This is a genomic window from Dyella solisilvae, from assembly GCF_003351225.1.
GTDB lineage: Bacteria > Pseudomonadota > Gammaproteobacteria > Xanthomonadales > Rhodanobacteraceae > Dyella > Dyella solisilvae.
Window position 1 is genome coordinate 651075 of the sequence record NZ_QQSY01000001.1, and the last position, 12892, is coordinate 663966.

The 12892-nt window shown below is 65.3% G+C and carries 16 protein-coding genes; 9 read left to right on the forward strand and 7 right to left on the reverse strand.

Annotated features, from left to right (window positions below; all coding sequences use genetic code 11):
* Positions 1-37: 37 nt before the first annotated feature.
* Positions 38-361: a ferredoxin FdxA gene (fdxA, locus tag DVT68_RS02830; RefSeq protein WP_114823523.1), complete on the forward strand. Its 324-nt coding sequence runs from the start codon at positions 38-40 to the stop codon at positions 359-361.
* 101 nt (positions 362-462) lie between these two features.
* Here fdxA and DVT68_RS02835 read toward each other — a convergent pair whose 3' ends face one another.
* From DVT68_RS02835 to DVT68_RS02845, 3 genes are all read right to left on the reverse strand, one after another.
* Complete coding sequence (locus DVT68_RS02835) at positions 463-1056, reverse strand: hypothetical protein (RefSeq protein ID WP_114823524.1); 594 nt, start codon at positions 1054-1056, stop codon at positions 463-465.
* Positions 1057-1095: 39 nt separating this feature from the next.
* Positions 1096-1989, reverse strand: a complete 894-nt coding sequence (gene dapA, locus DVT68_RS02840; protein WP_114823525.1) for a 4-hydroxy-tetrahydrodipicolinate synthase — start codon at positions 1987-1989, stop codon at positions 1096-1098.
* 166 nt (positions 1990-2155) lie between these two features.
* Positions 2156-2644 carry a hypothetical protein gene (locus DVT68_RS02845; protein WP_114823526.1) on the reverse strand — a complete coding sequence of 163 codons (489 nt, stop codon included), beginning with the start codon at positions 2642-2644 and terminating at the stop codon, positions 2156-2158.
* A 199-nt stretch (positions 2645-2843) separates the two neighbouring features.
* Between DVT68_RS02845 and DVT68_RS02850 the strand changes: the two genes are divergently transcribed.
* The 8 genes from DVT68_RS02850 to DVT68_RS02885 all read left to right on the forward strand — a co-directional run bounded on the left by DVT68_RS02850 (position 2844) and on the right by DVT68_RS02885 (position 9630).
* Complete coding sequence (locus DVT68_RS02850) at positions 2844-3407, forward strand: glycine cleavage system transcriptional repressor (RefSeq protein ID WP_114824355.1); 564 nt, start codon at positions 2844-2846, stop codon at positions 3405-3407.
* Positions 3408-3693: 286 nt separating this feature from the next.
* Positions 3694-4155 carry a peroxiredoxin gene (locus tag DVT68_RS02855; RefSeq protein ID WP_114823527.1) on the forward strand — a complete coding sequence of 154 codons (462 nt, stop codon included), beginning with the start codon at positions 3694-3696 and terminating at the stop codon, positions 4153-4155.
* 151 nt (positions 4156-4306) lie between these two features.
* Entirely contained in the window at positions 4307-5686 is a 1380-nt protein-coding gene (locus DVT68_RS02860) for a PhoH family protein (RefSeq protein ID WP_114823528.1), read from the forward strand.
* A gap of 197 nt (positions 5687-5883) precedes the next feature.
* Positions 5884-6177, forward strand: coding sequence for a GIY-YIG nuclease family protein (locus DVT68_RS02865; RefSeq protein WP_114823529.1), 294 nt, complete (start codon positions 5884-5886; stop codon positions 6175-6177).
* A gap of 172 nt (positions 6178-6349) precedes the next feature.
* Entirely contained in the window at positions 6350-7135 is a 786-nt protein-coding gene (gene thiD / locus DVT68_RS02870; protein ID WP_114823530.1) for a bifunctional hydroxymethylpyrimidine kinase/phosphomethylpyrimidine kinase, read from the forward strand.
* A 95-nt stretch (positions 7136-7230) separates the two neighbouring features.
* On the forward strand, positions 7231-8175 hold the full coding sequence (locus DVT68_RS02875) for an aspartyl/asparaginyl beta-hydroxylase domain-containing protein (RefSeq protein ID WP_114823531.1): 945 nt from the start codon (positions 7231-7233) through the stop codon (positions 8173-8175).
* Positions 8176-8232: 57 nt separating this feature from the next.
* Positions 8233-9132 (forward strand): RNA polymerase sigma factor SigJ, encoded by a 900-nt coding sequence (gene sigJ, locus DVT68_RS02880; protein WP_114823532.1) that lies wholly within the window; start codon positions 8233-8235, stop codon positions 9130-9132.
* A 33-nt stretch (positions 9133-9165) separates the two neighbouring features.
* Positions 9166-9630 (forward strand): carboxymuconolactone decarboxylase family protein, encoded by a 465-nt coding sequence (locus DVT68_RS02885; protein ID WP_114823533.1) that lies wholly within the window; start codon positions 9166-9168, stop codon positions 9628-9630.
* Between the two features lie 8 nt (positions 9631-9638).
* Here the strand turns inward: DVT68_RS02885 and DVT68_RS02890 are convergent, their stop codons facing one another.
* The 4 genes from DVT68_RS02890 to grxC all read right to left on the reverse strand — a co-directional run bounded on the left by DVT68_RS02890 (position 9639) and on the right by grxC (position 12806).
* Positions 9639-10739, reverse strand: coding sequence for a sterol desaturase family protein (locus DVT68_RS02890; RefSeq protein ID WP_114823534.1), 1101 nt, complete (start codon positions 10737-10739; stop codon positions 9639-9641).
* Between the two features lie 169 nt (positions 10740-10908).
* Entirely contained in the window at positions 10909-11925 is a 1017-nt protein-coding gene (locus DVT68_RS02895; RefSeq protein ID WP_114823535.1) for an isocitrate dehydrogenase, read from the reverse strand.
* 216 nt (positions 11926-12141) lie between these two features.
* The gene (locus tag DVT68_RS02900; RefSeq protein ID WP_114823536.1) at positions 12142-12546 is read right to left on the reverse strand and encodes a carboxymuconolactone decarboxylase family protein; all 405 of its coding nucleotides are present in this window, start codon (positions 12544-12546) and stop codon (positions 12142-12144) included.
* Positions 12543-12806 carry a glutaredoxin 3 gene (gene grxC, locus DVT68_RS02905; protein WP_114823537.1) on the reverse strand — a complete coding sequence of 88 codons (264 nt, stop codon included), beginning with the start codon at positions 12804-12806 and terminating at the stop codon, positions 12543-12545. Before grxC ends, DVT68_RS02900 begins: the two co-directional genes overlap by 4 nt.
* Positions 12807-12892 lie beyond the last annotated feature (86 nt).

Consider the following 12892-nt stretch of genomic DNA (forward strand, 5'->3'; position numbering starts at 1 on the left):
ACGGGCCGCGTCCATACCGAAATAGGCGCGCGACAGCATGACTTTTGTCGTCACCGACAACTGCATCAAGTGCAAATACACCGATTGCGTCGAGGTTTGTCCCGTCGACGCCTTCCACGAAGGTCCCAACTTCCTCGTGATCAATCCGGACGAGTGCATCGACTGCACCTTGTGCGAGCCGGAATGCCCTGTCAACGCGATTTATCCCGAAGACGACGTGCCCGCCGGGCAGGAGTCGTTCCTCGCGCTGAATGCTGATCTGGCCAAGAACTGGCCGGTGATTACCGAGCGCAAGGACGCCCCGGCTGACGCGAAAGACTGGGAAAACAAGCCCAACAAGATCGGCCTGCTGGAGCGCTGAGCGCCCGCCCTCTTGCGACCCTCCGGTCGAAGGTTCTCCGCGAAAGCATCAAAAAAAACGCCGCCCCAGGGCGGCGTTTTTCGTGGTCGGATGCGACCGCCTCAGCTGCCGCCAAGGCGACCCTTGAGCGTGTCGACCACCTTGGCCACGGCGCCGGCGTCGCCCTGGGCGCGCACTTCGCTGGCCTTGGCGCCGCTGCTGCCGACAGTCAGCTGCACCTGGTGGGGCTTGGCGCCCGGGGCATCGGCGGTCTCCTTGGACTTGCCGTTGAACATGCTGCTGAAGAAGCCCTTCTTCTGGGTCGACTCATCCGAGGCCACCACGCTCAACGTGAAGGTACGGGCGTCGTCGTCATGCGCCACCACCTGGCCGATGTCACCGTTTTCCAGGGCCTGGCCCACGCGGCGATAGGTGTTCTCGACGCTGTCGTTGATCACGAAGCCGTCGGCAATCGTGCCACTGCTCCCACCGAGGCGGGCGGTCGCGCCATTGGAGGTCGGGTTGTTGGCGCCCTGCTCCGGAATCACCAGGGCGGCGCTGCTGGAGGGCGTATCCAGTCCCGGCGGGATTTCCAGCGGCGATTCCTGTTTGGCGGTTTCCCAGGCCTTCTGCGAACGGAACATGCCGCAGCCGGAGAGCAACATGGCGGATAGGGCCAGCACTGGCAGGGCCACGACAAGCGGGGATTTCTTCATGTAAGCAGATTCCGTAGAAGTATCAGTTGCCCGACGACGTCAGGCCGCATTCGCCAAGGATGCCAGACCGGCCAGCGCTTCGCCCAGACGCGCGCGGGACGGACCGTCCTCCAGTTCCACCAGGGGCAGGCGTGGCGCCGCCGATCCCAGGCCCAACAACGGCAGGCCAGCCTTTACCGCGATCGGATTCGGCGCACAGTTGAGCGCCTCCACCAGTGGCGCCAGCGCCGCATCGCAGCGCTGCGCCTCGATCCGGTCGCCAGCCGTGGCCGCATCGCACAACATGCGAAACGCACGAGGCGTCAGATTGGCTACCACCGAAATGGTGCCGGCTCCCCCTGCAAGCATGGCCTTGGCCGCCGTGCCGTCGTCTCCAGACAGATAGACGAAATCCGGGCGCGCAAGTTCCGCACAGGCACGGATGCGCTCGTCCGACCCCACGGCCTCCTTGAGACCGATGATGGCCGGGTGGTCGCGCAGCTGGGCCACGGTCTCCGGCAACAGGTCGCAAGCGGTGCGGGTCGGTACGTTGTACAGCAGCACCGGCAGGCCACCCTGCTCGGCCACTTCGAGATAGTGGCGACGCAGGCCTTCCTGGGTCGGGCGCACGTAATAAGGCGCGACCACCAGCGCGGCATCGGCGCCCAGCGCCTTGGCGCGGCGGGTGAGCGCGACCGTCTTGGCGGTGCCGGCTTCGCCAGTACCGGCGATGACCGGGACGCGCCCGGCGACGCGCTCGACCGTGAAAGCCAGCAGGCGCTCGAACTCATCGTGTTCGAGCATGTGCGCCTCGCCGGTGGAACCGGCAACCACCACACCCTCCGTGCCGCCCTCGAGCTGGTAATCGAGCAGTCGCGCGAAAGACGCAAGATCAAGCGAGCCGTCGGCCGCGAACGGCGTCACCAGCGCACAGATGCTTCCACGAATGTTCAAGAGCCGCTCCGGCGGAAAACCAAGCCCTGCATGTTACTGGAAAACCTTCTTCCGCCAATACAGGGGCTTGCCGGGCGGGGGCGGCCGCAAGGGCCACCCACGAAAAACCCCGGCGGGGTCACCGCCGGGGTTGCGCTCATTCGGGGCCGATCCGCCCGCGGCGGAGTTAGTGGCCGACCTTGTTGGCGGGCAGCATGGTGTGCAGCATGTCGTCCTTCATCTTGATGGTGTCCCGGCGGTCCCGCTCGATATCGCTGTACTTGCGGCACGTGGTCTTGGGGATCAGGGATCCGGTGGGCGGCGCCTGCTCGCAGATCTCCCGGTCGCCGTCACGCCGCGTCAGGATCGCGTTGACCTCGGACTGGTAGTTGTAGAGCTGGATCTTCGACTTGTCGTCCATCTTGTCCACGCTTTCGAACTTGTCGAACAGCGCGCCCATGCCGGTGAGGTCCTTGTCCACCGTGCCGCGCTCGTCCGCAGTGACGAATTCGAAGCGACCACCACTCTGCATCTGCCCGCGGACCTGATCCGCCAGCGGAGCGAACTTATCCTTGGTGTCGGCTTTCACGCTCGGCGGCGTGGGCTGCTTGGCCTGGGCCAGGGTGAGGGGCAACAGCAGTGCAACTGCAAACAACAGTGATGTCTTCAGCTTCATGGCTTCCTTCCCGAGTGGTCGATGATCACGGCAACCTGTTCCCGCAGCGCTCGATCCTATGACTCGCCCCAGCCAGCTTCAATGGCCCAACGGCGCGCATCAGGCGGCCAGTCGGCTTACTTGCGGCCCTCAGCCGGCGGCAAGTAAGCTCGACGGATCAATCTTCCAACCCGCGTCGTGCGGGGGCCGCCACAGGTGGATCTCCTTGAATCGTTCTTCCGCGCGCACCAGCAGTGACAACCAGCTGCTGATCCAGACGCTGACTCCCTCTCCGCGCACGCCCCTGCTCGCCCTGGCCAAGCGCATCGCCGAGGCCGGCTGCAATCTGGCCGATGCCCGCGTGGCGACGATCGGTCCGGACACCTCGCTGACCCTGCTCGCCACCGGCGCATGGGATGCCGTGGCCAAGCTGGAGTCGGCGTTGACGAAACTGGCGCGCGAGGAAGACCTGCGACTGGTGCACTACCGGACGGGCCAGCGCGAACACCATTCGCACCTGCTGCCTTACCTGATCGAAGTGATTTCGGCCGACCGGCCGGGCATCCTGGTGAAGATCATCGACTTCTTCGATCGCCGCGACATCGTGATCGAACAACTCAGCTCGCTGCGCTACCAAGCGATGCAGACCGGCGCCGAAATGTTCCAGGCGCAGATCACCATCGGCATTCCGGCGGCCACTCATATCGCCGCGCTGCGTGATGATTTCCTGGAGTTCTGCGATGGCCTGAACCTCGATGCCATCATGGACCCGGTGAAGTTCTGAGTCGTCTGTAGGGCCAGACCGCGGGTCCACGGGCGCCCCGTCGATGCAGGGTGTCGGGTGACTCAGCATGCGCCCTGGCGGGAACGCCCGCAAGAGCTGTCATTCCTCGACGCAAGCGTTAGTCTCTGTCTCCAGGCAGCACTGGAGTCACGCGCATGCAGCATGCTGGGCAGGCAAAACCCGTCGCAGGACTGTCGCCTGCCGCCTGCTCGCTGTTCCTCGCTGCCGCCTTCCCTTCAACTCTCAATCCCCAGTCGAAGCCGGCCCTGGCTTCGCAGGAGAAGTCATGCCCGAAGTTGGCAAGAAAGTCCCCAAGCTCAAGGGTCCGACCGGAGACGGCGGCGAGCTGAAACTCGACAGTCTCAAGGGCCAGTGGGTCGTGGTCTATTTCTACCCGAAGGACAGCACGCCCGGCTGCACCAACGAAGCGAAGGATTTTCGCGATCTCTATCCCGCCTTCCAGAAGCGCAACACGCAGATCATCGGCGTCTCGCGCGACTCGGTGAAATCCCACGCCAATTTCGCCACCAAGCAGGAACTGCCTTTTCCGCTGGTTTCCGACCCGGACGAGACCTGGTGCCAGGCCTTCGACGTGATCCACGAGAAGGTGCTGTATGGAAAACGTCACATGGGTGTCGTACGAAGTAGCTTCCTGATCGACCCCGAAGGCAGGCTGGCCCAGGAATGGCGCAACGTGAAGGTTCCAGGACACGCCCAGGCCGTGCTCGACGCCATCCCCGCCAAGTGATCGACGATCGCTCCACCCGCCTCATCGTGGCCTGTCCTGCAGGACAGGCAAGCGATGCGGTGCACCGCTTGCCGGCCACCTTGGCCGGTTCCCCGCGGCATGCCGCATGCCGCGGTTCCTCCACCTCGCACGCCCAAGAGGTTCCTTCCGCATGACCGGAAGCAAGCGCATCTACGCCCTGGACACCAATGTGCTGCTGCACGACCCGACCTCGCTGTTCCGCTTCGAGGAACACGACGTCTTCATCCCCATGACAGTGCTGGAGGAGCTGGACGAGAAGAAGAAAGGCGCTTCGGAAGTCTCGCGCAACGGACGCCAGGTCAGCCGCTTCCTCAACGAACTGATCGAGCACGGCAACGGCCATGGCATCAGCAACGGGCTGGAGCTGGTCAACCCCGAAGGCGTGAACCTCAAGCGCGGCAACGGCGTGGGCCGCCTGTATTTCCAGCAACGCACCACCAATGGTCACGGCAAGGCGGACAACCTGATCCTGTCGGCGGTGATCGAGCTGCGCGACCAGAACCCCGATCGTGCGGTGGTGCTGGTGAGCAAGGACATCAACCTGCGCATCAAGGCCAAGATCTACGGCATTCATGCGGAGGATTACGAGAACGACCGCGCGCTGGACGACTTTGCCCTGCTCTACACCGGCTCGTCCGCGCTGTCGGAAGACTTCTGGGACAAGCACCCGGAAGTGCAATCGTGGAATGAGCGCGGCCGCACGTACTACAAGCTGGACCGTCACGAGGACGAGGACTGGTACGCCAACCAGTGCCTCTATCTCCCCGGCGACAACAGCGTCGAACTGCGCGTGCTGCACGTGGACGACACGCGCGCCACGCTGGTGCTGCTGGACGATCACAGCCACTCCAACCACGCCGTCTGGGGCATCGCCGCGCGCAACCGCGAACAGAACTTTGCGCTCAACGTGCTGATGGATCCGGACATCGACTTCGTCACCCTGCTCGGCACTGCCGGCACCGGCAAGACGTTGCTGGCGCTCGCCGCCGGTCTGGCGCAGGTGATGGATCAGCAGCGTTACCGCGAGATCATCATGACGCGCGCCACGGTGTCGGTCGGCGAGGACATCGGCTTCCTGCCCGGCACCGAGGAAGAGAAGATGACGCCGTGGATGGGCGCGCTCACCGACAACCTCGAAGTGCTGGCCAATCCCGAGGAAGGCGGCAGCTGGGGGCGCCAGGCCACCAATGATTTGCTGGCGTCGCGCATCAAGATCCGCTCGCTCAACTTCATGCGCGGCCGCACCTTTCTCTCGCGCTACCTGATCATCGACGAGGCGCAGAACCTCACGCCCAAGCAGATGAAGACGCTCATCACCCGCGCCGGCCCGGGCACCAAGATCGTGTGCCTCGGCAACGTGGAGCAGATCGACACGCCCTACCTCACTGAAACCACCTCGGGCCTCACCTACGCGGTGGACCGCTTCAAGCACTGGGGCCACTCGGCGCATATCACGCTGCGTCGCGGCGAGCGCTCGAGGCTGGCGGACTTTGCGTCGGAGGCGTTGTAGTTGCTTGAACGGCCTGCCGGCAAACGCCGGCAGGCCGCTGGTCGGGCGTGCGGCTTCGGCGGGCGTTGCTGACGCTGGATGACCAGCTGCGCTGTTGTAAAGCCACTCCGGCCTGCGCCGGAATGACGGCAGAAGCCGGATCGCCGTATCTTCGCTTGTCATTCCGGCGCGGGCCGGAGTCCAGCGGAGAGCACGCCATGGACGGGCGAAAACCTTGCGTGTACATGCTGGCCAGCCGGCGCAACGGCACCTTGTACGTGGGCGTCACCAGTGCCTTGGCGAAGCGGATATGGCAGCACCGCAGCGACGTCGTGGAAGGGTTTACGTCGCGCTATCACGTGCATGATCTGGTCTGGTACGAGCTGCACGAGAGCATGGAGTCGGCGATTTTGCGGGAGAAGCAGCTGAAGGAGTGGCGGCGAGCCTGGAAGCTGCGTCTGATCGAAGGCGAAAACCCCGAGTGGCGCGATCTCTACCCAACCTTGCTGTAACTGGATCCCGGCCTACGCCGGGATGACGGCAGAACCCGGCTCCCCCGCTCTTGATCGTCATCCCGGCGTAGGCCGGGATCCAGCGCCTCGGTCACCACTAGCCACCCTATGACCGACGGGTTGGTCCCACAAGCCAAACTGCGATAATCCGCGGCATCGCCAGAGACTCGCCATGCCCCACACCGCCCCTCCCATCGCCCTCACCATCGCAGGCTCGGACTCCGGAGGTGGGGCCGGCATCCAGGCTGACCTGAAGACTTTTCACGCCCGAGGCGTGCATGGGCTCTCGGTCATCGCGGCCATCACCTCGCAGAACACGCGAGGCGTCAGCGCCGTGCACACGGTCCCGCTCGCACACATCCGCAGCCAGCTCGAGGCGGTCTTCGACGATTTCCCGATCGGCGCGGTGAAGACCGGCATGCTCGGCAGCGCGGCGGTCACCCGACTGGTGGCTCGCGAGCTGCGTCGGCGCCGGCCTGCATGGCTGGTGGTTGATCCGGTGATGATCTCCACCAGCGGCGCGCGCCTGCTGGACGAGGATGCGGTGCAGGCGATGGTGGACCAGCTGATTCCGCTGGCCGACATCCTCACGCCCAACCTGCCCGAGGCCGAGGCGCTGCTCGGCCGAAAGCTGCGCAAGCCCGAGCAGTTCGATAAGGCCGGCGAGGCCCTGCTCGGACTCGGCGCCCGGGCGGTGTTGCTCAAGGGCGGCCACTCACAGGAACGCGAGGTAGTTGATCGGTTCTATGACGAGCGCGGCGTGCTGGAGCTGCGTTACCCGCGCCTGCCTCTGGAAGGCCACGGCACCGGCTGCACGCTGGCCTCGGCCATCGCCGCCGAGCTGGCCAAGGGACAGGCGCCTAGAGCCGCGGTGCGGCGCGCGGTGGCCTACGTGCATCGTGCACTGGAACGCAGCTACCGGCCGGGCGGCGGTCCGGTGCACGTGCTGGGCCACTGATGCGATGAACCCGCATGCCGGCTGAACCGCGGCCGGGGGCCGGTCCCGCCAGGGAGTAGAATGGGGGTTTCCGCCCATCGGCCGCGATTCGCACCATGATCCTCACCGCACGCCTCGTCCTGTTGATCCTTTTCGCCATGTTTGCGCTGTGCGTGCTGCTGGTGCATCTGCGCGGCCGCAGCAGGCTGCGCTTCGATCGCCAGCTGGTGGACCATTCGGCGGTGTTCGCGCCGTACAACTTGCTGATGTACGCGTTCTCGGCGGTGCCAGCAACGCCGATCCTCGATCGCCGCGGTTTTCCCCAACTCGACCTGCTGCAGGCCAACTGGCAAGCCATCCGCGAAGAGGCTTTGCACCTGTTTGACGAGGGCTACATCCGCGCGGCGGAGAAGAACAACGACGCCAGCTTCAACAGCTTCTTCAAGCAGGGCTGGAAGCGCTTCTACCTGAAGTGGTACGGCGAGCCGCTCGCCTCCGCCGAGACGCTGTGCCCGAAAACGGTGGCCTTGCTCAATTCCATCCCCAGCGTGAAGGCGGCGATGTTCGCCCTGCTGCCGCCGGGCAGCAAGCTCAATCCGCACCGCGACCCTTTCGCCGGCTCGCTGCGCTACCACCTTGGCCTGATCACGCCCAATTCCGAGGACTGCCGCATCTTCGTCGATGGCGAGGTGCACAGCTGGGGCGATGGCAAGGACGTGGTGTTCGACGAAACGTATGTGCACTGGGCCGAAAATCGCACCGACCAGACCCGCGTGATCCTGTTCGCCGACGTGGAGCGCCCGCTGCGCACGCGCCTGATGAGCGCGATCAACCATCGCGTCGGCGCGTTCATGGGCAAGATCACCGCCTCGCCCAACACCGAGTCGCCGGAAGAGAAGACCGGCTTCGTCAATCGCGTGTTCGCGCTCAACCAGCGCAGCCGCGAGCGCAACCGCGTGTTCAAGCGGAAGTACCCCAAGCTGTTCCGCACGGCCAAGTATCTGGGCATCCTGGTCCTGCTCTGGCTGCTGTTCATGGCGCCGCGGCCGTTCATCCACTGAGCGGTCACGTTTGGCGGTCGTCGTGCGTCCTTGATTCGTATCCCGCAGGAGAACGTCATGGACCACGCCACCGCCCTCTTCCAGCAGCACCGCCCGCGCCTGTACGGCCTGGCCTATCGCATGCTGGGCGCCCCCGCCGATGCCGAGGACGTGTTGCACGACGCGTGGCTGCGCTGGCACCAGCAGGACCCATCCACCCTGGATGACGCCGAGGCCTGGCTGGTCACGGTGACCACGCGCCTGGCGCTGGACCGCCTGCGTCGCGCCAAGACCGAACGCGAGCACTACACCGGGCCCTGGCTGCCCGAGCCCCTCGTCGCCGAGGAAGAGCAGCCGGAGCTGATGCTCGAACGCAGCGAGAGCCTGAGCCTGTCGTTCCTGGCCCTGCTGGAACGCCTCAGCCCGGAAGAGCGCGCCGCCTTCCTGCTCAATCAGGTGTTCGACTACAGCCACGCCGAGGCGGCCGCGATGCTGCAGATCAGCGAGGACGCCAGCCGCCAGCGCACCCACCGCGCGCGCCAGCGTCTGCGCGAGGGTCGCCCCCGATTCACGCTGGAGCCGCATGCCCAGCTTCGCCTGCTGGAGCGCTTCCGCGACGCGCTGGAGCGGCCCGACGTCGCCAACCTGCAGGCGCTGTTCGCCGCCGACGCGGTGCACGAGGCCGACGGTGGCGGCGTGGTCAGCGCCACCCTGCGTCCGCTGCATGGCGCCGACCGCATCGCACGCCTGTATGCCCAGGTGGGCCTGCGCAACCTGGAGATCGGCGCCGTGCACCAGGTGCGCTGGATCAATGGGGCGCCGGCGATGCTGACCTGGGTCGATGCCGAACTCACCACCGTGGTGTGGATCGAAACCGACGGCGAGCAGATCACCGCGATGCACGCACTGCGCAATCCCGGCAAGCTGGCGCGCCTGAAGGCTGTCACGAACGGACCGGATGGCGCGTCCTTGTCATGAGCGGCCGCTGTGGCCGCACTCGAGGAGTCATCCATGTCCAAGCGTCTTTCGGTTCTCAAGTATCCCCAGGCCATGAAACCGCTGATGGATTTCAGCGCCGCCGTGCATGCCAGCAGCCTGGAGCGCCCACTGGTCGAGCTGGTCCTGCTGCGCGTTTCGCAAATCAACGGCTGCGCCTATTGCATCGACATGCACAGCAAGGATGCCCGTGCCGAAGGCGAAACCGAGCAGCGTCTCTACCTGCTGCAGGCCTGGCGCGAGGCCCCGTTTTACACCGAGCGTGAATGCGCCGCGCTGGCCTGGGCCGAGGCGGTGACGCAGCTGGGCGAGCACGGCGTGCCGGACGAGGTGTACCAGCGCGCCATCGCCTCGTTCAGCGAGGAAGAACTGGTGAAGCTCGACCTGCTGGTGATCGTCATCAACGCCTGGAACCGCGTCGCGATCCCGTTCCAGTCCGAGCCCGGCCACTACAAGCCCGCCGCAAGGCACGCCGCCTGACGGCCAGCTCAAGGCGCCGTCTCGCCGTTCCAGGAGGCGGTATCTGCGTGGGCGGCCGGCCAGGGTCGCCCGTGCTTTTCCAGGACATGCAGGTCGATGTGCCGCGTCGACACCGGGCGGTAACGCTCATCGAAGGCGACGTCGCCCGGCGTCCACCCGGCGCGGCAGCTGATCGCGCCCCAGCACCGCCGCAGCGTCATCCACTGCTGGGCGAGGATGCCATGGCGGTTGTCGGCATCCACGGTGGGATCGCACACCCCGGTGGGACGCGTCGCCTCCCCGTAGAGGGCGGTGCCGAACAGGATGTCCCAGATCGGGAAGATGAAGGCGTAGTTGCAGGCGTGCAGTGTCGGCCGGTCAGGATCGACGCGCATGTGGTGCAGACGGTGGTAGCGCGGATCCACCAGCACCCGCCCCAGCACCGGGCCGAAAGTCAGGCGGATGTTGGCATGGCCGAGGTTCTGCAGTAGTTCGCCGAGCAGCACCAGCAGGGCGAATTCGGTCGGAGCCACCCCGATGACCACGCCCACCGCGGCGATGATCAACGCCTCGAGCATGTCGTCGAGGTAGTGGTCGCGATCGTTGGACCAGCAACTGAGCTGGCGCTGGCTGTGGTGCAGGCTGTGCAACGCCCACCACCACGGGATGCTGTGCTGCAGCCGGTGCACGACGTAGTAGACGAAGTCGTAGATGGCGTAATACATCAGGAACAACACCACCGGATGACGCCCCAACCAGGGCACGCCCTGCTGGATGCTGACCAGGCCAACGCCGTCGCCATGGCTGTCGCCGCCCATCCACTGGTTCAAGGGAAACAGCACCAGATAGGTGAACAGCGGCAGCACCAGGAACAGCTTGATCATGGTGTAACGGCAATCGATCGCCGTGGTGCGACGTTGCTCCCATGGCTCCGCAGGCCACACGTTTTCCAGCGGGCGCAGCACCATCGCGATGATCACGACCTGGATGGCGGTGAGCACAAAGTACCGCCCGATATCGGGCGCCTGGCTATGCAGCCACTGCAGGTGCAAGGCCAGCAGCGCCGGCTCGACCAGGTGCAGCGTCGTCCAGTTCAAAAGCTGCGACCACGGGTCGGCCAGGGCAAGCATCGCGTGCACTTTCCGCAGGGGCGGGAGCCGATTTTAAGGCGATACGCACAGCACGATCTTGGCAGTCGGGCGCGCACGTTTCTGCGCTTATCAGTCGTTTACACGCGAATAAATTCGCAAAAAAAAGCCCCTCGTGACGAGGGGCTTTTTCGCAGCAGATGCGGTTGCGTCAGGCTGCGCGGACGCGCTTGACGATGGCGTCGCCAAAGCTGTCGGTGCTGCCCTTGCCGCCGATGTCCGGCGTGACGCTGTCGCGGTCGTGGGTCATCACGTCGCGGATCGCGTTGCGCACCTTGTCGCCCTTCTCCACCATGCCGAGATGGTCAAGCATGTCGGCGGCGGCCAGCAGCAGCGCGCACGGATTGGCAATGCCCTTGCCGGCGATGTCCGGCGCCGAACCATGCACCGCCTCGAAGATCGCAGCCTCGGTGCCGATGTTGTCGCCCGGCGCCAGGCCCAGGCCGCCGACCAGGCCGGCGCACAGGTCGGACAGGATGTCGCCGAACAGGTTGGTGGTGACGATCACGTCGAACTGCTCGGGCTTCATCACCAGCTGCATGCAGGCGTTGTCAACGATCATCTCGTTGAACTCGATCTGCGGGTATTCCTTGGCGATTTCGCGCGCCACGTTGAGGAACAGGCCCGAGGCGGTCTTGATGATGTTGGCCTTGTGCACCGCGGTGACCTTCTTGCGGCCCTTCTTCACGGCCAGCTCGAAGGCGTAGCGCACGATGCGGCTGGAGCCCTTGCGGGTGTTGCGCACCATCGAGATGGCGGTTTCGCCGTCTTCGGAAATCGACTGGCCTTCGGAGAGGTACGCGCCTTCGGTGTTCTCGCGCACCGTGATGATGTCGATGTTGTCGAAGCGCGCCTTGGTGCCCGGGAAGCTGATCGCCGGACGCACGTTGGCGTACAGGTCGAAGTGGCGACGCAGGGTCACGTTGATCGAGGTGAAGCCACCGCCCACCGGCGTGGTCAGCGGGCCCTTGAGGGCCACCTTGTGCTTGGCGATGGCGTCGAGCGTCGGCTGCGGCAGGAGGTCGCCGCTCTTCTCCAGCGCGACCATGCCGGCGTCGACGAACTCGTAAGACAGGCCGCAGTCCAGGGCATCGAGCACGCGCAGCGTGGCGTTCATGATCTCGGGGCCGATACCGTCGCCCGGAATCACGGCAATGGTCTTGCTCATGGGGACACTCCTTAGGGATGTGAATCGTGCAGCCCTGCAGAGGTGGGGAGGCAGGGCTTAAATCCCGTCAATTATCGCCCATGCCATGTCAGGCAGCCAGTGCGCGACGGCCCCGCGCCGATGCAAATCCTCGCAGCCTGCATTGAATAAACTCGCACGCGTCAAGATCGCGGCAAGAGGCGGCGGCTAGGAGTTGGCCGCCGCTCTGTCAGGGGCTCAACCGTGGCTGCTGCAGTCCGCGGCGGCGGTGGCGCCGGATTCGAGCTGGTCCAGGAAGTCCACGGCGCGGCGCAGGTGCGGGATCACGATCGAACCGCCCACCACCAGGCCCACGCTGAAGGTCTCGAAGAATTCCTCGCGGGTGACGCCTGCTTCCTTGCACTGGGCGACGTGGTAGCTGATGCAGTCGTCGCAGCGCAGCACCATGGAGGCAACCAGGCCCAGCAGCTCCTTGGTCTTCACATCCAGTGCGCCGGGCTTGTAGGTCTGCGTATCCAGCGCGAAGAAGCGGCGCACCACCTGGTTGTCCTCGGACAGGATGCGCTCGTTCATGCGCTGGCGGAACGCAGTGAATTCCGCCACGCGGTCCTTGCTGGCCTGCTCGTCGGTCGGCTTGCTCATGCGGCGGTTCCCAGCAGTTCGGCCAGCTTGCCACTGCGATCGGCGGCGACCAGGTCGTCGAAGCCGCCCACGTGGTGGTCGTTGATGAAGATCTGCGGCACCGTACGGCGGCCGCCGCTGCGTGCAAGCATCAACTCGCGTTGCGCGGGGTCGGTGTCGATGCGCACTTCGCTCCATTCCAGTCCCTTGGACTTGAGCAGGTTCTTGGCGGACACGCAGTAAGGGCATACCGCGGTGGAATAGACCTCAATCTTGGGCACTGGAAACTCCGGAACCGAAAAAAAGTACGACGCCGCCAACATGGGGCTGGCCGCACCGGGAAACAAGCGGATGTTGCTGAACTGAC